The sequence below is a fragment of the Agathobaculum sp. Marseille-P7918 genome, from assembly GCF_964248325.1.
Taxonomy (GTDB): Bacteria; Bacillota; Clostridia; order Oscillospirales; family Butyricicoccaceae; genus Agathobaculum.
Window position 1 is genome coordinate 112,345 of sequence record NZ_CAXTXI010000006.1, and the last position, 22,799, is coordinate 135,143.

The following is a 22,799-nucleotide window of genomic DNA, read 5'->3' on the forward strand; positions in this document are numbered from 1 at the left end:
CAAATGAAGATCAGGATATTTTGCACGTCCGCCGCCTTGCTGCTGGCCTGCCTGTCTCCTGTACAGGCCGCAGCGCTGGCACAGGAGGACGCTGCTTCTACCACTACGTCTGTACAAGCGGAATCTGGAAACGCCGATACCGCTTCTGCGCAAGGCGAATCAAGCACATGCTATCCGGTTGATGTTCAAGTGAGTGCAGACGGCCTTACCTGTAAAAAAATCTATGATGTGCCAACCGGAACATCGCCCGATCAGATCCCGCAAGATAATTTTGACCGTGGCGATATGCACTATACGTTCCAAGATCTGCTGCGCATCGAAATGCCGGATATTGACCGCAAGATGCACTCGGAAACTGTAACAGTATCCTCTACGTCGAATAATTCTAACGACGTGCTGGCGCTGCTGCCGAAAAGCAAGGCAGTCACGACAGACGATGGTTACAGCGGTACGGCCTATCTGGATGTTTCCAGCATATCAACAAAGGTTGCAGGAACAGAAAGCGTATCGGAAGAACTGTCAGCGACGCGAGAATACCCCAATATGCCGGAAATGGATATGACGGATATTCCCAAAACCATTGAAGATAATGGAAATACGCTGACATTTAGTGATATCGAATGGAATCCAGAAACCGAGGAAACAGACAATCTCGGCACAATGGAAACCACATATACGGCAGTTGTGACCTACACAGGCACAGCAACCTCCAGCCGCACGACTGGCTATACCGTGACCGCGACTTATGCAGGCGAGGTTTCGCACCGAAACAACGATTGCATACGATATATCGCGGTTTACAGCGGTGAACCCATTGTAATCGAACCGGAGGATAATACCGAACCGCCCGACCTGACCAATCTTCTACCACCAGAACAGGATGTGCAGCCGGTAGACGAAAGCACAGGCGGTACGCCGATCAGTTGGGTGCTGTGTGCCGTATTTGGTATTTTGATGATGATTTTTGCGTTGCGTCCACCGGCATGCAAGCGGATGATGATGCAGATGCAGGCCATGGCAGCACAGGCAGGCGGCAAAATGCAGCAGACGATCAAAGAAACGGAGATGAAGATGCGTGAAAAGAAAAAACAGAAGCAGGCCGATGATGAAAAGCTGCGGCAGGCGCAGCACATTTTTGGCCCCTTGGAAAAAATCAAAGCCGCAATCAGCAGCAGAAGGCAGCAGAAAGCACAGCGTATGGCACTGCTGGCCGCCCCGCAAGACGATGATGGTTTCACAGATGAACAGTCTGAGACTGCGGATGATCTCGCAGAGACAGCGGCAGAATCTGATGGGCAGGAAACCACGGACGGCTCTGCGGGCGTCTCTGTGCAGTACGATGGCATTGACGATGATGCTGACTACCCCGGCCTTAGCGGCTAATCTTTCGTATACATACGATGCGCCATCCAGCGGCAACTTCGGAAAACCAACGTCAATGGAGCCGGTCACGGTGATCGGTGATGATGAGGTCAATGTTAACATCAGTAAAGACAGCGCCTTTGTACCGCCCGAATTTGGATCGGCATCGGCTGATGTGCTGGGAACGGGAGAATTGTTAACACCTGATATCTCCGGGGTGGAGCCGATGTTCCCGCACAGCACACAGGCCGGTTTTGCGCCGGGTGTGACGGAAAACGGCACAGTGACGGGCGGCGGTGAGATCGTTATGCCGCCTGATGTTGAGGGCAGTACAGTCAGCAGTGAGCCGATCTATGGTGATACGGGCAATGCAACAGGCGGTTATACTGGTGGTGGAGCCGATGCAGCAGTCGGCTCCGGCTACACTCCGGTAGACGGTATGGCCTACGCAGACGGCAGCATTGGTACGCTGTCCATCCCGGCACTCGGTGTGACAAAGAAAGTGTACGACGGTGAAACCGTTAGCAATCTGCGGCTGGGCGTGGCGCACTTTGAGGGTACCAGCGCATGGGATGGCAATGTTGGTTTTTGTGGCCACAACAGAGGCAGCTACGGTTATTTCGCTGGAATCTGGAATCTGTCTGCCGGTTCAAAAATTACTTATACTACCGTGTATGGGACTCGTACCTATGAGGTTTACAGCGTGCGCAAGATTACCAAGTATGAGGTTGATGTTCTCAACCCCACGAATGAAAACATCTTGACGCTTGTAACTTGCGTACCCGATCAGGCTCAGACCTACCGTTGGTGTGTGCAGGCCGCTGCGGTTTAACTGCCTGGTCGAAAGTCTCAGTTAAGGCATAAATTTTTCTCCATGAAAATCGGCTCGATTCTGATGAATTTTGAAAGTTATCCACAAGTTGTGATTTGTTCTGAATATCTGATAAATTAAATAAAATTGAAATTTTAAAACCTAAAAATGTTTCATTTTTGTTGTTTTCCGTTGACTAATCTGGTAAAATCTGCTATAATATAGACATAGAAAAGAGAGGTAAAACCAGACTGGAGCGGGGGTTGTAGAATGGACTTATTGGCTGTCTACTTTATCATAAGAGATATGGTATTGCTTATGATTCGTGTTATTGTGATGTGCAGACTGACTGTTCCTGCAATTTATATGGTTTTGATGGCAACGGTTTTCAGTCGTGTGTACAATGCGCATCCAACAGTATTCAACATCATTTGGTTTATTATGTTTGGATGTGTAGCGGTTTCGTGGGTCATCACTTTGATTCAAAAGATCAAAGACGCTTCAGACAGCTTAAGAAAGTGAATTTAGGAGGTTTTCAGATATGAAAAAGAACATTATTGCAGCGACGCTCAGCGCGGCTATGGTAGTCGGCTCAGTACCGTTTGCCAGTGCTGCCGGCACGGTAGCAGCTGTTCCCACCCGTGACAAAGGTCAGGCGGTATACGTGGGCGACACCCGCGTCTATCCTACGGGCTACAATATAGCGGACAACAATTATTTCAAACTGCGCGATATTGGTACGCTTGTAGGCTTCGGCGTGGAGTGGAACGGCGAGACGCAGACCGTTGAGATCAGCACAGCGCGTACCACCCCCAGCACCGAGGGTATCTCGGACACGGCGGCAAGCGGCGCGGTGGCTAAGATCAGTGACCAGCGCATCACGGTGGATGGCGTACAGGTCAACATGACGGCCTACCAGATCGACGGCAACAACTATGTGAAGCTGCGCGATATTGGCAAGCAGGTGAACTTTGGTGTGGGCTATGACAATGCGACGGCAAGCGTCCGCATCGACACGGATGCACCGTATACGGAAAGCACGACGGCTTCCAGCAGCGCTATCACTCGGTGGAATAGCACCATGGCTGAGTTTAATCAGGCTATGATTGACTGTGACTGGGATAAGAGCCAATACCTCACGATCGCCAAGCAGTATGCGCCGGTCATCACTGGCAAAGCGAGCGGCACGGTCGAGGATGTAATTGCTGCGCTGGATGCCATGAAAGGCGCGCCGGTGGACGCGGTTTCGTTCGACGATAACCCAGTAAACATGTTTTGGGCTAACGAGCTGCGCAAGGCGCTGGGACAAGACATTAGCAGCGAGAACAGTGATAACGGCAGCGAAACTAACACCTCCAGTGTAAGCGAGGAAACCCTATGTGCATGGGAAGATGAAATGCTTAACTTGGTTAATGAAGAACGAACAGTCCAAGGACTTGAGCCTGTGGTTTCCAACGAGAAGTTGAAAGAAGTTGCACGAATTCGTGCAGAAGAAATAACAGTACAGTTTTCGCATAATCGCCCTTCAGGAACAAAATATGATTTGTTGGACGAAGTTGGAATACCCGTAAAGAACTATAAGACAGAAAATATTATTCAAGGTACAACTTCTTCTACCCCAAGTTCGCTAATGAACACTTTTATGAAATCACAAGGGCATCGTGCATGGATTTTAAGTGACGAGGTAAATGCTGTTGGAATTGCATTAACCCAAAATCAGTATGGCCAGATATATGGTGTCCAAATTTTTGGTATGTTCTAAACCCATAAAGTTTGCGAGCGGTTAGTCCACCTAACCGCTCTTTTCTTTTAACCAGAGTATGAAACAAATGAAGAATTACAACGTTCAGCGCGCGCCGCCTTTCCTTTGAAAGGCGGCTTTTTTATTCCAACAAAAGGAGGAGCAAAAATGATAAAGGACATTTTGAAACGGGCAACAGCAGGCGCATTGTCCGCTCTCACGCTGCTTACAACTGTGCCGCTTTCCGGCGCGGTGGACGGCGGGATTATGCCGCTGGCAGTAGAGGACGATCAAGCGTCCAGCATTGAGATCAATGTGGGCGAGGTATACAGCATCGCAGATAAAGGCGTGCAAAAGGCGTGGTTCCAACAAAATGGCGCGCCGCGCAACGTCTGGCCGATGTATACCGAAGCGTCAGATGGTACAGAAATTCGCGCTTACTGTGCAGACCACAGTAAAGGCAATCCCGGCACATCGGGAATGCCGTACACGGTGACAAGCCGTGTGTCGGACATGCATGTGTATGGTGTTGCTGTGTGCAGTGACGCCCGCATGACGCTCAATCAATTTATTTCCTTTGCCGGTTCGCCTATCACAGCGGAAAACTTCACGGCGGATATGCATTTCAGTGCATCGCAGGCCGCGATCTGGTGTGCGCTGGGCGATGCGCAGATTGCAGCAAACAGCAGCTACGGAGTAAGCTATGTCAGTTCTACATCGCTCGGTTACCGTGCTGCAGGCAAGACATTGAGTGCCAGCTCCACGTCGGAGGCGCTCACATTGTATGCCGCCATTAAAATGCTGGAATACGGCAACGAGTTTTACGGCGTATGGGGACCAAGCGGTAAAAACCATGCTCCGTGGATTGGCTCTACGCTCAACTACACGCCCGGCAATACGGAATATACAGTTTCTGCGCAGAAGACCGGTACAATTGATGTAGGCGGCAGTATTGTATCCGGTGGTACGTTCGCAGAAAAGGAGATAGATGGCCAGCAGTACATGGTACTGCCCATGGCGGCTGCGTCTGCTACTTTTGTGCGCGGCAATCAGATTTTTGTCAGTGCGAGTAATATGCCGTCCGGCGCATTTCTTATGGATGCTGAGGGAAACAAGAGCACGGATGACGATGGTTTGCAGCGGCTGACGTTAAAGAATGTGCAGAAAAACAACGACCTATATAAGAATGGCAACGATATGGCCTATGGTGAAACCTTTTTGTTCTGCATTCCCAAGGCCACAGCGGAGCAGATGGACGCAAGTCAAGACGAGCTGCAAACACAGATCATAACCAGCATGAATGCAAGCCGTTATAACGTGTATGCAGCAAGCACAACCAGTTCGGGTGTGCAGCCGGTTATTATGGTGGAACCTGCCGTTCAGAAGTTGGGTGCAACGGTTGGTTTTGCGGAGCATGAAATACCGCAAGATCTAACTCAACTTAAAGTATTAAAAACCGATGAGAATGGCGCGCCGTTGGCGGGCTGCACCTTCCAGATCAGTTATCAGCAAGACGGTACTCCTAAAACAGATGAGCAGACTACGGATGGCAATGGTGAAGCAATTTTTATCGACTTACCGCTTAACACGGATGTTACCATCAAAGAAACCGCAGCTCCGGAGGGATACACCCTGCTGCCGGATAAAGTTGTGAACACCGGCTCTACTGGCGGCAAAACGGTCGAAGTGAAATTGGCTAACAGCGATGATCATGTTTTCAAGGTACATAAGGTCAGCTCGGCAGACGGCCGCAACCTGATGGGCGCGAAGTTTGAAGTGAAGGGCATTGACAACGATTTCGTCAATACCTACACCACGGACGCGCTGGGCGAGTTTACGATTCAAGGACGCGACCTGCCCACTGGCTCCTTTGAGGTGTACGAAATCGCTGCCCCGGAGGGCTACGCTACGGATGGTTCGGATATTCAAACCTTCAGCTGGGATAATACCCGCGATGTAACGCTTACTTTCAAGAATGCGCCGCTGCCCGGTATCCAGATTTACAAGTACGACAAGGACAGCAAGGAGCCGCTGGCGGGTGCCACCTTTGAGATCCGTCGGGATGGTCAGACGCTGCAGACGGTCAAAACCGATGTCAATGGTTATGCCAAGGTCTACAATCTCCCCAAGGGCTTCTATCAGGTGGTCGAGGTTGAGCCGCCGCAAGGCTACTTAAAGGACGAAGTAGAACACGAGGTGTATATTGACCCGTCCGCAGACCCCACGCAAATCGTCCGTGAAGTCAACGTCCCCAACACGAAGAAACTGTCCATTCGCATCATTAAACAGGACAAGGATACCAAAGTCCCTCTGCAGGGCTGGAAATTCGACGTGTACTACAATGACGCCAAACTCACTTCTGTTACCACAGATGAGAACGGCGAAGCCATGATCGAAAACCTGCAGCCCGGCACATACCGCGTTGTTGAGGTGGACGGTGATACAGAGCATTATAATCTGGATGCTCCGGAGCAGACCGTGGAGCTGATTAAGGATCAGGCCGAGATCCCAACTCTGATTTTCCAGAACACCATTAAGAAGCACTTTGGCATTTACAAGATCGACGAGGAAACGCATAAGCCGATCCAAGGCGTCACCTTCGAGATCTGGAAAGATGGTAAGTTGCTGGGCAACTACACCACGGATGAGAATGGCCGTATCTGGCTTCCCTATGCAGAGCCAGGTACTTATCAGGCCAAGGAGGTTGTAACTGATCCGCGGTACATCATCAATGAAAAGACGTTTACGATTGAGAATAACAGTGAATATCCGACTTTCTTCACAATTCCAAATACCCGTAAAAAGGACATTATCGTAAAGAAGATCGACCTTGATACCGGAAAACCGATGCAAGGTGTTGTATTTGAGGGCTTTAAGGATGGCAAGAGCATCGGCATGTTTACGACCGGTCCGGACGGCACGTTCACCATCGACTACGCGGAACCCGGTACCTACAAATTTGTGGAACGGCATACGCTTGCCGGTTATGAATTGAGTACGGTCGTGCTGGAGGGCGAACACACGACAGACCGCGATCTGGTGTTGACGCTGGACAATGTCGAGCAGAAATCTTTCATTGTCAAAAAGATCGACAGCGAGACGAAAGAGCCGCTGGCAGGCGTACAGTTCAAAATCTGGCGGGATGGCGTGCTGCTAGGCGATTACACCACGGATGAAAATGGCCGCATTGAAATCAAGAACGCGCCTGCAGGCACTTATAAGGTGCAGGAAGTCAAGACTCTCAAGGAATACATTCTGAATGATGAAGTGCTGGAGATTGAGCATACGACGGTCAAGGACACCGAGCTGACAGTCGAGAACACGAAACAGCCCGGTCTACTCATCAAAAAGGTAGACAGCCAGACGAAGAAGCCGTTGCAGGGCGCTGTGTTCAAGATCACACGCGGGGACGGTTCGGTTGTACGCGAGAGCGTCACAACGGATGCAGATGGACTTATTCACCTGCCGGAGCTGGATACCGGTACTTATATCATCACGGAGATTTCCGCGCCGGACGGCTATGCCATTGATGAGACGCCCAAGACCGTGGAAATCCGTGCAGGACAGACCTATGAGGTCACATTTACCAACACGAAAAAGGGCGGCTTCACCATTAAGAAGATTGACGAGGATACTCGTCAGCCGCTCAAAAATGCCGTGTTCAAGATTACTAAGTCCAACGGTGAGTTTGTTAAGGAAGCCGAAACCGACGCAAACGGCGTTATCACGCTGGACGGTTTACCGGAAGGCAGCTATATCGTGACTGAAATCAAAGCGCCGGACGGTTACATCCTGCAGGACACGCCTAAGACTTTTGAGATCAAAGACGGCGGCAGCATGGAGTTGGTGTTTACCAACAAAAAAGCATACGGTTTGCAGATCCGCAAAATCGTAAAGGACACCGGCGAAGCCTTACCGGGTGCAAAATTCCGTGTGGAAAAAGCCACTGGTGAATTGGTTGGCGAGTATACGAGCAATTCTTCCGGCCTTGTAACTGTTTCCGGCCTTGAGGATGGCGTGTATGTCGTGACTGAAATCAAAGCACCGGACGGCTACCGTCTGGACAGCACACCGCAGAATGTGATCGTCAAGGCCGGTGAGCTGGCCACTGTCACCTTTGAAAACGCTCGGCTGTCCAGTGTCCGTATCCGTAAGATCGATTCCGTAACAGGTGAGCCGATTAGCGGTGTGCGCTTTCTCATCAAGGATGAGAACAATAATCTGATTGGCGAATATACCACAGATTCAGACGGTTATATCGAACTGGAGGACGATCTGGAGGAAGGCAAGTATTATGCTGAGGAGATCGAAGCTGCACCGGGCTATATCCGTGACGAGGAAGTAAAGACATTCCGCGTCAAGCGCGGCGAAACGACGGAAATTGAGTGGAAAAACACCCCGCAGCAAGGTCAGATCCAGATCACCAAAAAGTCCAAGGATGATAACCCGATCAACGGCCTGCCTGCCGGCACGCTCCTGCAGGGCGCGACCTTTGAAATCTATGATAAGGCAGGCAACGTCGTAGACACCATCGTAAGCAATGAGCGCGGCGTCGCAGTTTCCAAGCTGCTGCCGCTGGGACGCTACACGATCAAGGAAACGAAAGCTCCCGCGTATTACGGAGCATCCGGCGAAACTTTTGAAGCTGAGATCGAGTTCGCTGGACAGATCGTGCGCCTTGAGGTATTGAACGAAAGTGTATATATCAATGTTTCTATTGCCAAGTCTGGCCCGAAACAGGTTGTACCCGGTCAGCCGATCCGGTGGACGATAGAGAAAATCGCCAACAATTCCACCGTTCCGCTGCAATCGTTCTATTGGCGTGATACGTTACCGTATCAGGCGGTAACGTTGGATAAGATAGTGACCGGCACATACAATGCGCGACTGTCCTACAAGATCGTGTACCGCACCAATTATGACCAGAATTACCGCACATTGGCGGATAACCTGTCCACGGCGCAGAACCGCACCATTCAGGCCAATCCTACCGCGCTCGGCCTCAAGTCTGGCGAGGTTGTCACCGACTTTATGTTTGTGTTTGGCAATGTTCCCGCAGGCTTCCGCTGCGTAGAAACTCCGTATGTGTACGGCAATGTGCGTTCGTCCGTCGCAGGCACAGCATTTGTCAATAAGGCCGATGTGGGCGGCTTGCATAACCAGCAGTGGAGACAGTTTGAAGATAAATGGACAACGACCATTTACCGTGTGACAAAGCCGGTACTGCCGCAGACGGGCTGGTAAACAACAATGGAGGTTGAGATATTATGAAAGCTCGACGAATTATCAGCGCGGCCATGGCCGCAATGCTGGCGCTCGGCTCCACCGCATTTGCGGTGGACGAGCAGCCCAAGACTGAGAGAATCGTCACCACCCAGAACGGCACGGGTTATACCGTGTCGTCTGTGGGGCGGCACATCATTGCGACGGATGACAGCAGCCAGTCCTTTGCCTTTGCGTCAACGGATGGTTACGATCTGAGCCAGCTCATGATTACAGACGGTGAGTTTACAGACCGAGCCGACGTGGCCAGTCTGGATAAAGACCTAACCATGAACGGCACAACCTATCCCATCCGCTATGAATCCAAGATCGACGCACAGGGAACAAGCGTGATCCGCGCGACTGTCTCCATTCCTGCAGCACAGGATGACATCACTTTATCTGCAGAAGCCACCAGCACAGCGTACACGGTTACAGCCATGTCACAGAGCGGCGCAACCGTATCGTCTGCTACAACCAAGCTGGGCAAAGGTGAAGCCTACACCATGACGGCCAAGCCGGACGGCAATCTGTATTGCATCACCAGAGCAGATCTGACGATTGGACAAAACAAGACCAGCGTCGCGCTCTCCAAAGGCTGTGATGAGATTTCACAGGGATACCGCTTCACCATGGACGCGGACGGTGTGCTCACTGTGTACTGCGGCGGCGTCACCAGTTCGGCTACAATTGAGCTGAAAACAGCTGAACGTGAGCCGGACAGTGATGAAGTGCTGGTTATGGTTCATGCCGGACGCGGGATTAGCAGCGAGGTGGCCAAGGATATTGTGAAAAAAGGGAGCAATTACACGGTGTCTTTTTCCGCAAACCGGGGCTATGTCATCGACGCGCTGACCCTTGAAGCGGATGGAAAAACTGCGTACAGCACTCCGAACACTAACACGGTATTTATTGGTACAAACGCATACCGCGTATCCGGGAATGACAGCGGCTGCACGGTTTACCTGACGGATCTGCAGAGCAATATTACCGTGAGTGCCGAGAGCGTCTATGACAGTGATAATCTGCTGGTGACAACCTCTGCCGGTACTGGGGTGAAGATCGACAAGAATTGCGGCAGCAGCGTAGAGGTTGGCACGGATGTGGATTTTGATATCTATGTCACGGATGAAGATAAATACGAGCTTGACCGTATCACACTGCAGATTGGCGATAGCAGCCAAACCGTAGATGCAGACGAGACTTCGATCCGTGTCAGCGGCGAAACATACCGTATGACCACCGATCAGGATGGCGTTACGCATCTGTATGTGACGGATATTGATAAGCCGGTGCGTGTATCTGCGACGGCAAGCCAGAACAATACCAGCCACAGTGTAACAATCCAAAAGTCGAACAATTTGACGATCAGCAAAAATACCGGCTCGACGGTATCCCATGGCAAGGATGTGAAATTCCTGGTCAAGCCGGATAGCGGTTATACCGTTGATACTGTGACGCTGAAAATCGGCTCTGAATCCGCAACAGCCTATGCGGGTGCATCTATCATCGCCGTTGGTGGCGTCGCATATGACATGGAGCGCAGCGATGACGGTACGGTGACTGTCTATGTGGATAATGTCCGTGCAAATGTTTCTATCTCGGCAGAAGCGGAAAAGATCGCAACCGGAAGTGGCTCGAATGGAAAGATATCCATTAACCGGTCTGCAAAATCGCCGTTTTTCATTGGGTATGATTCGCAATTCTATCCAGAGGATAATATGACACGCGCAGAAGCCGTGCAGCTCCTTTCCCGCATGACAAATGCAGATCCGAACGCAAGCTATCCGTTGGCTGGGTTCAGCGATGTGCAGTCAGACGCTTATTATGCAAACGCATTAAACGCCTTTGCGTATGGCGGCATCGTTGACGTGGATACCTCGTACTTCCGGCCCTATGCGCCAATCACCCGTGCGGAGTTTGTGGAAATGATGTATCGGCTCGACACGACCGGCAGTTATAACGGCTCGACACGGTTTTACGACGTACCCTCTGTGATGCGTGAAGCGAGTGCCATTTCATACTGCGCCGATCGGGGCTGGGTGAATGGATACCCGGATGGCAGTTTCCAGCCGAGCGGTTATATCACCCGCGCCGAAGCCGCAGCAGTAGTCAATAGGACGATGGGACGCACGCTTTCGTCCAGTAATGTTTCTGGCGTCAATTATACGGATGTACCGCAGAGCCATTGGGCATACAATGACATTCTCATCGCGTCCAGCTATCAGTGGTGAGTCTCTATGAGGCCAGACAAAAATAATATGCCAAGCGCCGCCCTATGGGCGGTGCTTGCTATTCCTGTGATATGGTTCGCTCTGCTATGCGGAGGTGCAGCTGCACCGGGCAGGACGATGGCAGATTGGTTTGATGCCTTAAGCCTGTCCATGGAAGATCCTCTGCACATTACGATAACGGAGTACAGTTTCAAGGCGGTGCTCATTATCCTGCTGGTTTATCTGCTGTGCGTGGTGATGTTTATTGATAGCCAAGGCAAGCGCCGCCCGGGCGAAGAACATGGCTCGGCAAAATGGGGCAAAGCAAGGTCGGTTTGCGCAAAGTACCGGTATCACACCAAATTCATGGAGCGGTTGAAAACGCAGGTATCACGGATCGCTGCTTTCTTCCGTTCTCTCCCTGTGCTTTTACACATAAAGCGGCTGACACCCGAGGAGCAGGAGAAAATGCAGGTGGAAAAGGCACTGAATTTGCCGTGTGATAAAAACATCCCCCTGACACAAAATGTTTGCATTGGTTTGGATGTGCGCCGCCATATGCGCAACCTGAATGTGTTCTTGGTAGGCGGCTCTGGCGCAGGTAAATCACGCTTTTTCTGCAAGCCGGGTATCATGCAGGCTAATTGCTCATATCTGATCTGCGACCCCAAAGGAGAGTTGCTGCGCGACTGTGCGCCGCTGCTTTTGAAGCGCGGATACGATGTCAAGGTATTCAACCTGAAACCCGGTGAGCGCCGTCGGACGAATGCGTACAATCCATTCCAATATCTGCGCTCGGATGCAGATGTAGTGCAGATGATTACGCTGCTATTTCAGGCGACAACACCCAAAAATGCACGATCCAACGATCCTTTTTGGGAGCGTGCAGAAGAAATGCTGCTAACTGCCCTTATTCTCTATCTCTATCATGAGGGCGCGGAGGAAGATAAAAACTTTGCAACAGTCATGTATCTGCTGAATAACGCACAGGCCAGTGAGGAGGATGAGAGTTTTCGGAATCCCGTGGATGAACTGTTTCAAGAGTTGGCGGTAGAAAAAGGTGAAGGGCATGTTGCGGTACAGTTTTATAACGCTTTCAAGTTGGCTGCGGGCAAAACCGTCAAATCAATACTGATAATGGCCACATCTCGTTTGAAGCATTTCCTAATTGATGAAATTGCCGATATGACCTCGACGGACGAGATGGATTTTGCGTCGCTTGGCGAGCGCAAACGCGCAATCTTTATCTGCACACCTGTGAACGACCCGTCGTATAACTACCTGGTGAGCATGATGTATATGCAGGCGTTCCAGCAGCTTTACGACTGTGCCGACCAGAAGCATGGCGGCACACTTCCTATCCATGTCCGCTTTCTGATGGACGAGTTTGCCAATGTTCCGGTATCGGATGATTTTGAGCACACGCTTTCTACTTGTCGTTCGTACAACATTTCTTGCAGTATCATTCTGCAAAATATCGCACAGATCAAGGGCATGTTTGAGAAAACGTGGGAAAACATCATTGGCAACTGCGATACATTCCTGTACTTAGGCGGCAATGAGCAATCCACGCATAAGTATGTGTCTGAGCTGTTGGGTAAGGCCACCATTGACACGAGGACAAGCGGACAGACCAAGGGCAGTCACGGCTCTTACACACGAAATTTTCAACAGACAGGCCGAGAGTTGATGACACCGGATGAGGTGCGGCAAATGGACAATAAGTTTGCGCTGTTATTCATCCGTGGTGAGCACCCGGTATGCGATTTGAAATACGATCTACTGCGCCATCCGGCACTGGCGCTAACTGTGGACGGAAAAGCCAAACCCTATATCCCACCGTTACGGTTTCCTATTCATCCCGTATCAAAAGCTGGACAAGCCGTTGGTGAAGCCGAAATCGTATATGGTATCGAATTTGAATACTTCTCTGCTTAACAAAAGAAAAGGAGACATAAAAATGAAAAATCGTTTGCATAAACTGACCGCGCTGCTGTTCAGCAAAAAGGCTTACGACCGTGCGCGGTCTATTTACCGCGTGGCGCTGCTGGGTACGACCATTGCAGCCTTTGCCGTCGTACCGGCATTCGCCGCCGATCCGCTGGCAGCGATCAACAAACTCAGTGATTTTATTTTTTCCGTTATCAAGGTAGTAGGTATGATGTTTGGAGGTTGGGGTCTTCTTCAGTTGGGTATGTCTGTGCAGAGCCACGACCCGTCTCAGCGCACACAGGGTATTCTGTGTGTGCTTGGCGGCTTGTTGGTCTTTTTTGCAAAGGAAATCCTCGATCTCGTCACTGGCGGCTGATTGGAGTTGATAAAAACCTATGTGGGCATTAGACGTACTTGAGGGCGCGCTTGGAACATGGAACGAGTACATGGCTCAAATCTGGCAAATTGTAACGCTGTCACCCAAGGAGTTTGAGGGCGGCGCAGTCTGGCCAGTCATGGAGCACATATTCTCTGTCCTACAGGGAATTGGCTATGGGCTATTGATCCTGTTCTTTGCGATGTCCTTTTTCAAGCAGACTGCCTCGTTCCGGGAGCTTCGGCACCCGGAACAGGTATTCCGCCTCTTTATTCGTTTTGTTTTGGCTCAGACAGCAATTGCCTATGGGCTGGATATTATTAATTTCATATTTGAGGTCACAGGCGGGATTACAGACAAGGTAGCAGCCAGCATGGGCGGGCTACATGAAGTATCAGCCACTATACCAGATGAGATACGGCAGGCGGCGGAGGATGCAAATATCATCCAGAGTGCATTTGCTGGATTAGTTGGACTGTTATTCACAGGCATTATTATAGGTCTTTCGCTGGTCATGCTTTATACGGTATATGGCCGTTTCTTTAGGATTTACCTTTATGTCGCTCTGGCCCCGCTGCCGCTTTCCTCTTTTGGTGGCGAATTAACAAGCAGACACGGACGCACCTTTATTCAAAGTTTCATCGGTGTCTGCCTTGAAGCGGCAGTCGTTGTGCTGGCTTGCATCATATACTCGGCATTTATTTCTAATAATAATCTACCATCAGCCGATTTTGGGGACGGCAGTATTGGCCTGATGATCAGCTATATGCTTGGCGTCATCATTCAAATGTTAATTCTGGTGGGAATTGTTAAGGCGGCAGACCGGGTAATCAAAGAAATGTTGGCATTGTAAAGGAGGACATGCTTTGGAATGTACCGTTAATAGGGAAATTAGAAACTACCGCGAAGGCGTCGTGATGGGCCTTAGTATGCGGCAGACCATTTGGGGTGGTGCAGCACTGATAATTGCCGGTGCTGCAAATTTTGGACTGCGCTTGTTTATCGGAAAAGAAACAGCAAGTGTATTGTGCATATTACTGGCTGCCTTGCCTGCTGCAATCGGTTTTATGAGCTATCAAGGCTTGAACTTTGAACAATTTGCACGTGCATGGCTGCGTACCAATTTCAGACACGCAGGTTGGTATGTTTACCGGGCCGTAAGTCTGTATGATACGCTTCATCGTGCAGCGGTAGAGGAACGCAAACACAACAAGAGAAGAAAAAAGACCAGAAAGACGAAAAAGGAGCAGAAGCACAATGTTGTTCAAAAGCAAAAATCAGCCTAAAGCACAGAAGCCGATCCGACCGGTGCGCGTGCCGCGCAGCATACAGCAGACGATCCCCATCCAGCGTGTGTTCCCTGATGCGGTTTGGCAGGTAGGCAGCACGGAATTCAGCAAAACATGGTCGTTCACGGATATTAACTATGCGGTCGCCAGTCTGGAGGATCAGCGTTCAATCTTAGATTCATGGGGACGTGTGCTCAATGGGCTTGCAGCGGACAGCCGTCTGAAAATCACACTGGCAAACCGGAAATTCGACAAAGACTCCTTTTCCGGTTCGATTTTTTTGAAAAGGAAAGACGATGGGCAGGATGATTATCGCGCTGAACTGAACAAGGTGTTGATGGATAAAGCCCAAGGCAGCAATGGCATCGTTCAGGAAAAATATGTGACGTTAACGGCAACCAAGAAAAATATTAACGAAGCGCGGACGTTTTTTACCCGGGCGGGTAAAGGGTTGTCTTTGGGGATGCAGCGGTTGTCCTCCAGCGTAAAGCCGCTGGATAATGTAGAACGCTTTCGTATCCTGCACGATTTTTTCCGTCCAAACCACCGCATGCTGCATGCCGACGTGAAAGAACTCATGCGGCGCGGGCAGCATTTTGCAGATGTGTTTTGCCCGCTGGCGCTGCGGTATCACAAGGATTATATCGAAACAGACGGCGGTTTTGCGCGTGTCCTATTCATCGAAGAATATGCGTCCCGTCTGTCTGACGAACTGGTACATGACCTAATGGAACTACCGCGCCAGATGGTTTTGTCTATTGACATTGAGCCGATGAACACACAGGAAGCCAGTAAGATGCTGCAAAAGCTGGCCATGCGTGTGGAATCTGATATTACGCGCTGGCAGACACGACAGAACAATAACAACAACTTCTCTGCGGAAATCCCTTATGAATTTCGGCAGATGCGTGAAGTCGTAGCGGAATATCAGGATGATATCACCCTCAACGACCAGCGGATCATGCTGACAACAACGACGATTATCCATATGGCGGATACGCTGGAGCAGCTCAATGCCGACACGGAAGCGTTACAGGCAACAGCTGGCGGTTTTGGTTGTACCTTGTCGGTACTGAAATATCAGCAGGATATCGGGCTGGATACGGTATTGCCGTATGGCTTGCGCAGCGTGGTACAGCAGCGGACGCTGTTGACCAAAAGCGCATCTATCCTGACGCCGTTTTCCGCGCAGGAAATTCAGCAGACAGGCGGTATCTGCTATGGCAACAATGCGGTATCCGGCAACATGATACTGGCCAACCGCGCGACGTTACTGAACGGCAATGGCATCCGGTTGGGCGTGTCCGGTGCAGGCAAGTCGTTTTCTGCAAAACAGGAACTCATTCAGCTGTTGCTATCTACACAGGATGATATCCTTATCCTTGATCCGGAGGGTGAGTTTACCCCCATGGTAGGCGCATTCAATGGGGCGATGATCGACGTGTCCGGCTCATCTTCTGTTCGTATCAATGCGCTTGATATGGAAAAGGGATATGCAGATGATGGCAAAGACCCGTTACCGGACAAGTCCGAATTTGTCCTGTCCCTGTTTGAGCAGATCATGGGCAGCGATCTCAAGGCGCAGCATCGTTCTATCATAGACCGTTGCATCCAAAATGTTTATAAGCCGTACATTGGGAGTGGATATCAGGGCGATCCGCCGACGCTCACAGACCTGCAGAATGAACTACTTCGACAGGATGAAGATGAAGCAAAGGAATTGGCGCTCTCTGCTGAACTGTTCATAACGGGATCACTCGGTATCTTCTCGCAAAAAACTAACGTAGAGCAAGATAACCGACTGACCTCGTATAACATTCTGGATCTGGGCGAACAGCTTTTGCCGCTTGGCATGCTTGTCATCTTGGAGTCTATCTATAACCGTGTTATCCAGAATTGGCGGGCTGGACGGCGTACATGGGTATTTGTGGATGAGTTCTCGATCTTCTTCCGCTATCCGTTTGCGACAAACTTCTTTTTACGCATGTGGAAACAGGTTCGCAAAAGAAGCGGCTACATGACCGGTATCACGCAGAATGTGGGCGAGATGCTGCAAAGCAAGGATGCGCGCTGGATGCTGGCTAACAGCGAATTTTTGATTATGCTGTCACAGTCTGCATCCGACCGTGCTGATCTGGCAGAACTGCTGCATATTTCCGATGCGCAGCTGTCCTATGTGGAAAATGCAGATCCCGGCTGCGGTTTGATGAAATTCGGCGGTGCATTTATTCCATTTGTAAACGACTTCCCGAAGAATACTGAGCTGTACAAGCTCATGACCACTAAGCCCGGAGAATGGCAGTGATAAGCGTATGGCAATATACAAATATAAAACACCGCAGGTAAAGGCAACCTCCTCCAGCACAGAAAAATCTGCTGGAGGGGGTGAAAAACGCTATAATGGCAGCAGGACGCGGTCTGATGCAGAATTACAGGCGCGCACTGTTCGGAAGAAGCCTGCATCCGGTAGGCCGCAAGATGCAAACAAGGCGAAAACGGTTCGCAAAAAGCGTATCATGAAACATTACATGATCCGTAAACTCATTCGTCGGAAACAAGATCTGAAGGAGCAGAAAAAGAGCCAGGAACAAAACGGCCAACGGGCGGATGCAGCCGCTGTTAGTCAGGCCGAAACCACCATGGAGCGCGGCGTACAGGAAGTGGCGATACATACTGTGCACGGTGCGTGGCGCACCGGCAAGGCTGCACACGCTCTATATGGTGCAACCCGTCAAAAGGTGACGGATACCTTGGATGCTCGTGCAGCAAAGAAGTCTGTGCGGCGCACAGTTCGGCGGTACATTGATGCAAACGGCAAAGTGCGGCTCCGCTATTCCTATCAGAGTACGCGGCAAAATGCGAATATACGCAGGACGCAGATCAAAAAGCGCCAGAGGTATCGTGTTGCAGCCGGGCGGCAGCTCCGAACGAGACAACAGATGCAGGCGCGGAATCGAGCAGCAAGAACAGCGAAGCGTTCTGCAACTGCACAGTCGCAAACCTTATACAATCCAATGCGTATAAACAGTGGTCTGTATGGCGCAGGACGTCGGACAGCATCCATGCGGATAAATCGTGCGTCAATGCAGCTCCGTGCAGCGGGCATATCACCAAATACGCCCGCTGCATCCATCCCCATGCGCAGAAGTACCGGGGTGCTGAAAAATATCGAGTACCGTTTACGCGCGAGAGCTGCTGGTGTTAAAAAGTTAAAGCGTAAACAGATGCAAAAACTGGTGAAAGGCGCACAAGGTGCAGCATCCAGCACAGCTAAAAAAGGGATTTTTAAGGTGGCTGGATCTGCTGTTAGCAAAATTGCCAGTGCAGCAAAGGGAAAAATCGTGCTGATTGGTGCGGCCGCTGTTTTGGTAATGTGTATGATCGTTGCGCCGATCAGCATTATGGCATCGCCGCTGGGGCTGCTGTTCGCTGATGAAATGAACACCAGTAATGTAAATGTAATCAGTGTTGGGCAGGCATACATGATGGCGCAGCGGGCATGGTCTGAGCAGGTATTGAGCGGCGAAAACTATGATTATGTGGAATATGAGGGGGCCTATGCAGACAGTGTTGAAGTATTGGCTGTGTTTGCGGTAAAGGTGACGGAGATTGACGGGCTAGATGCGATGACAATGGGATCGGAACAGTGCGCGATCTTGAAGAAAGTCTATATGGACATGAATCCATATACGAAATGGTATACGAAAACAAAGGACGGAGATCGGATTCTGCATGTGCAGATCAACAAACTGACAGCGGATGAAGCTGCAAACAAATATCACTTCTCCAATGCGCAAAAGACAATGCTACATGAATTGTTGGAAGATTATCGGTCTGAATTGTCTGCTTTACTCAATTCTGCGGGCGGAAAAGCCCTGTCCCCAGAGGTGCTGGCCCTTAAAGAGTTGGTAGAGAAGTATGCAAGAATGTATGGGATCTCTGACCATGTAAATACGTTGCTGGCTATCATACAGGTTGAGAGCGGCGGTCTGCTGGAAGATGTAATGCAATCCTCGGAATCTCTGGGTTTGCCGCCTAATTCGCTGGGTAAAGAAGCATCCATCAATCAGGGATGTAAATACTACGCTGAGCTGGTACGGCGGGCTAATAGCTTGGGATGCGACCTTGATTCTGTTATTCAAGCATACAACTATGGCGGCGGGTTTCTTGATTACGTTGCAGCGCGCGGCGGTAAGTACAGTTTCGAGCTGGCGCAGGCGTTTGCACAACAGAAATCTGGTGGTGTGCGGGTTACCTACAAGAACGAAATATCTATTCCCGAAAACGGTGGCTGGCGGTACAACTACGGCAATATGTTTTACGTTAAACTTGTAAAACAATATTACGGAGGCTTAGGATCGGATATTCAGCAGCGCATTGCGGCAATCGCTCAGGATTCTCAGAGTTATGGAATCGCGGCTCCTGAGGGCCAGTGTGAACGGTGGGCAGAAGAAGTCTACCGTGCTGCAGGAGTGCAGGTCAACAACTGGTGCTGTGCCGGACGCAACAGGGTAACGAACGTCGTAAGCACGGATAGCTCCAATATCCCGGTAGGTGCGATGGTTTATAACGATCCGGCTGTGTATAGGTCGGGGACTACTTGTGGTCGATGCCACATAAATGCCGGACACGTTGGCATATATATCGGAAATGGCCTGATTATTTCCAACATCGGCGGCTGTGCGACTAATACACTTGAATCGTGGACCAGCTACTACGGCTTCGGCGGCTGGGGCTGGGGTGGTGCAACCATAAATTAGTTCCCCATTATCAAGACCGCTTTCGTGCGGAAATCTTAAAAGAAAAAGCGCCCGTCGTTCACAGCGCAAGCTGTGAGCGGCGGGCGCTCTTTTTGTGTTCCAATGGAACACATTGTTTCATCTTAAACAAATGAATGAAATCGGGGTATTCCTCTTCTGTATCGTAATGTCACCCCGTTCTCACTTCACCCCCAACAGCTCCCTCGGTTTCTTATCAAACTGCTCCTGAAACTCCGAAAGCGTCATAGTACCTGCTGCCACCTTCTCAAGCAGTTCCTTGCCGTGCAGCTGTACCTGTTTATACCGCCGAAGAATATCTGGGTGCTGCTCTATCCGGCGCTGGGCGGCCATCTGGGTGCGGTTGCATACCTTTCGATACAGTTTTTTGGCCTCGTCCTGATTGACTTTCTGCTGGTGCCGGGACATCGCCCCGATCTCCTTGCATGTTTTTCCGCCCTTTCCTTCTACCGGACGGTCACAGTAGCAGCTGACCACCGAGTATGGTCGAAAATAGCGGTTGCAATAGGCACACCGGCGCAGGGAGATTTTATTGGCGCAAACCATTTCAAATTCCCACAGGGTGAGGGCATCCAGCGCATCTGTGACCATATAGGTATGCCCCTCCAGCTGATTCATCTGTGGTGCGGTCTCCTTCGGCAGATCGGAACGGTATAACCTGCGGGCGCTGGTAATACGGAATTGGGGTGATAGCAGCCGGTATCTTTGTTTCACCATACATTGAAACGACAAATCCTTTTGTTGCATCTGGTGATACCGTTGAAGAATGCCGCCGTCCTTTTCGGGATCGCCGCCCATGACCTGATCGAGCCGGGGGAGCAGCTGCTCCCGACAGGTTTTGAGCGTGGAAAAAATCTGCTTCGCTTCCAGCAGCCATGGGCGCAGAACCATGGGGGAAAGCACGGTCTGTTCGCTGTGCGCCCGTGTGCCGTCCAGTATTTCCAGATAGCGTAGTACCTCCATGCGGAGTTCCGTCCGGTTTTCTGGCTGAGATACACAGACCAGCAGGTTGCGGATCTGCCGCTCCACCAGCAACTTCAACAGCGGATGCTGCTTCGACAGTTCCGCTTTTAGCCTACGATACCACGCAGCCACCCGCTCACTGTATGCCAGCTCCCACTGCCGGCGCTGTTTCTCCTGCATCAATTTGAATTTGGGCAAAGTTCCTTCGTGATCTTTACGGAGGGACTCTGTTTTTTGGATAAGGCCGTCCCAATCCACATCGAGGAAAACGATCAGCCACACACCAAGTGCGTTTTCCGCCACGGTAAAATCGTTTTGATACACATACTCCCGTTGGTTTTCCAAACTCATTTCATAATAAGCAATGCCCAATTCCTTTTGTGACATACCTCGAGAATTGCGGAGCATTCTCATTCTATCTCCTACTGTCATGTAATGCACTTTCCTCGTAAACCTCCATTCAGTGTTCAAGCTGCTGATTATATTGATATCACAACCACTTCGTTATGAAGGCGGAAGTCATCTTACCTATTGAATTTCCATTCTCGGTAATCGTCTTTGCTGATTTTACCTTCAGCCAATTCTTGCTTGCGTACTAACCATTCATTCAAAAATTCATTCATGGCAGGCGAATTAAAATAAATGCCTACTGCATCGACGCAAGATAAGAATGGGTGGGGGCCAGCACCTTGTTTCATCTTAAAAAAATGAATGAAATCGGGATATTCCTCGTCCAGCCACAGCAGTTCGTACATGAGGTCTTGCAGCGAGCCGGTATTTTTAACACGGAAATTATTGGGGTTAACCCGTAGAACATGGGCAATCTCATCAAGAAGCTCTTTCTTTGGGGTACGATAGTTAATTTCATACTGAACAATCCGTTTATTTGCACCCTTTTCAGGAAAACCGATAGCTATGCCCAAATCTGTTTGTGTCATACCTCGAAAATTGCGGAGCATTCGCATTCTATCTCCTACTGTCATGTACTGCACTTTTTTTGTAAACCTCCATTCAGTGTTTCAGGCTGCTGATTATATTGATATCACAACCACTTTGTTATGAAGGCAGAAGTTATCTTACCTACTGAATTTCCATTCAAGGTAATCGTCTTTGCTGATTTTACCTTCAGCTAATTCTTGCTGGCGTACTAACCATTCATTCAAAAATTCATTCATGGCAGGCGAATTAAAATAAACGCCTATTGGATTGTCAGAGAATGAGGATTGGCAATTATCAGCACGTTGTTCAACCTGAAACAAGCGGATTGAACCGGGGCGTTCTTCCTCCAACCACAGTAGTGCATATATGAAATCTTGTAGCGAGCCTGAGCTTTCCATCTGAAAAAGCTCAGGATTAACTTGTAGAGCACGGGCAATCTCGCTAAGGACTTCTTTCTTTGGAATACGATAGTTGTTTTCATACTGTGTGATCCGATTATCAGCTCCATTATTCGGCAAACCAATTGCAATACCCAGTTCTTTCTGGGTCATACCTCGAAATCTACGAAGCACTCTTATTTTATTTCCGATTGTCATATTGCTACCCCTTTTTTTGTTCACCTCTAATTCGTTTTCTAATAATTGCTGATCTAATTCCAGCTTCTCACGTGCATCAGGTTCGCCGTCAAAAGAAATTATGTCGTAATCCCCCCGCACAAGCGAGGGGATTTTGGGAACAACTCGTAGATCACTAATAGGTATTGCGTAAGATTTCTCATTCTCCAGTTTCAAGTAGGGTTCCAAGATTGGGTTGAAGCGTAGCTCGCCGTTTTGATACAGAAGAAAACGAGCTTCGACCAAAGCCATCAGAATACCATTGAGATCTCCAACAGTGTGCATCCGCAAACCGGTCATACGAATGTTGGATAAGGCCGCATAACTAATATTGAGAGCTTTGGCGATTCGGTACAGCTGTTCCGGCTGCGGCTCCATCCGATCTGTTTCATATTTTCGAATGGATACCGGATGAATAGCGGATGCATCAGCCAATTGTTTCTGTGTCAGTCCGCGCTTTTGTCTGCAATATTTTATTTTTTCTCCGATTGTCATATAATCACCGCCTTTATAACAGTA

At 49.9% G+C, this 22,799-nt stretch carries 14 protein-coding genes and 1 pseudogene; 12 read left to right on the forward strand and 3 right to left on the reverse strand.

Features of this window, described 5'->3' with window-relative positions; all coding sequences use genetic code 11:
* The first annotated feature begins 3 nt into the window (after window positions 1–3).
* The 12 genes and pseudogenes from ACESSO_RS10040 to ACESSO_RS10095 all read left to right on the forward strand — a co-directional run.
* The gene (locus ACESSO_RS10040) at window positions 4–1,383 is read left to right on the forward strand and encodes a hypothetical protein (protein ID WP_373165026.1); all 1,380 of its coding nucleotides are present in this window, start codon (window positions 4–6) and stop codon (window positions 1,381–1,383) included.
* On the forward strand, window positions 1,340–2,194 hold the full coding sequence (locus tag ACESSO_RS10045) for a class D sortase (RefSeq protein WP_373165029.1): 855 nt from the start codon (window positions 1,340–1,342) through the stop codon (window positions 2,192–2,194). The genes ACESSO_RS10040 and ACESSO_RS10045 overlap by 44 nt, the downstream gene beginning before the upstream one ends.
* A 249-nt stretch (window positions 2,195–2,443) precedes the next feature.
* A complete protein-coding gene (locus ACESSO_RS10050; RefSeq protein ID WP_373165031.1) occupies window positions 2,444–2,695 on the forward strand; it encodes a hypothetical protein in 252 nt (83 codons plus the stop codon).
* Window positions 2,696–2,714: 19 nt separating this feature from the next.
* Window positions 2,715–3,935, forward strand: coding sequence for a CAP domain-containing protein (locus ACESSO_RS10055; RefSeq protein ID WP_373165033.1), 1,221 nt, complete (start codon window positions 2,715–2,717; stop codon window positions 3,933–3,935).
* 147 nt (window positions 3,936–4,082) lie between these two features.
* Entirely contained in the window at window positions 4,083–9,158 is a 5,076-nt protein-coding gene (locus ACESSO_RS10060) for a SpaA isopeptide-forming pilin-related protein (RefSeq protein ID WP_373165034.1), read from the forward strand.
* Window positions 9,159–9,181: 23 nt separating this feature from the next.
* A complete protein-coding gene (locus ACESSO_RS10065) occupies window positions 9,182–11,410 on the forward strand; it encodes an S-layer homology domain-containing protein (protein WP_373165036.1) in 2,229 nt (742 codons plus the stop codon).
* A 27-nt stretch (window positions 11,411–11,437) separates the two neighbouring features.
* Window positions 11,438–13,327 carry a VirD4-like conjugal transfer protein, CD1115 family gene (locus tag ACESSO_RS10070; protein ID WP_373165037.1) on the forward strand — a complete coding sequence of 630 codons (1,890 nt, stop codon included), beginning with the start codon at window positions 11,438–11,440 and terminating at the stop codon, window positions 13,325–13,327.
* Between the two features lie 22 nt (window positions 13,328–13,349).
* Window positions 13,350–13,697, forward strand: a complete 348-nt coding sequence (locus ACESSO_RS10075; RefSeq protein ID WP_373165038.1) for a hypothetical protein — start codon at window positions 13,350–13,352, stop codon at window positions 13,695–13,697.
* A gap of 19 nt (window positions 13,698–13,716) precedes the next feature.
* Window positions 13,717–14,550, forward strand: a complete 834-nt coding sequence (locus ACESSO_RS10080; protein ID WP_373165039.1) for a hypothetical protein — start codon at window positions 13,717–13,719, stop codon at window positions 14,548–14,550.
* Window positions 14,551–14,563: 13 nt separating this feature from the next.
* A complete protein-coding gene (locus tag ACESSO_RS10085) occupies window positions 14,564–14,983 on the forward strand; it encodes a PrgI family protein (RefSeq protein WP_373165040.1) in 420 nt (139 codons plus the stop codon).
* Entirely contained in the window at window positions 14,955–17,291 is a 2,337-nt protein-coding gene (locus tag ACESSO_RS10090) for a VirB4-like conjugal transfer ATPase, CD1110 family (RefSeq protein WP_373165041.1), read from the forward strand. Before ACESSO_RS10085 ends, ACESSO_RS10090 begins: the two co-directional genes overlap by 29 nt.
* Window positions 17,292–18,843: 1,552 nt before the next feature.
* Window positions 18,844–19,329 (forward strand): annotated as a pseudogene (locus ACESSO_RS10095) (lysozyme family protein); the annotation flags it as partial.
* Window positions 19,330–19,926: 597 nt separating this feature from the next.
* On the opposite strand, the gene ACESSO_RS10100 reads toward ACESSO_RS10095, so the two are convergent.
* The 3 genes from ACESSO_RS10100 to ACESSO_RS10110 form a co-directional block, all read right to left on the reverse strand.
* Window positions 19,927–21,135: a DUF6076 domain-containing protein gene (locus tag ACESSO_RS10100; protein WP_373165043.1), complete on the reverse strand. Its 1,209-nt coding sequence runs from the start codon at window positions 21,133–21,135 to the stop codon at window positions 19,927–19,929.
* Between the two features lie 116 nt (window positions 21,136–21,251).
* On the reverse strand, window positions 21,252–21,710 hold the full coding sequence (locus tag ACESSO_RS10105) for a helix-turn-helix domain-containing protein (protein ID WP_373165045.1): 459 nt from the start codon (window positions 21,708–21,710) through the stop codon (window positions 21,252–21,254).
* A gap of 93 nt (window positions 21,711–21,803) precedes the next feature.
* Window positions 21,804–22,775, reverse strand: coding sequence for a helix-turn-helix domain-containing protein (locus ACESSO_RS10110; RefSeq protein WP_373165046.1), 972 nt, complete (start codon window positions 22,773–22,775; stop codon window positions 21,804–21,806).
* Window positions 22,776–22,799: the final 24 nt, after the last annotated feature.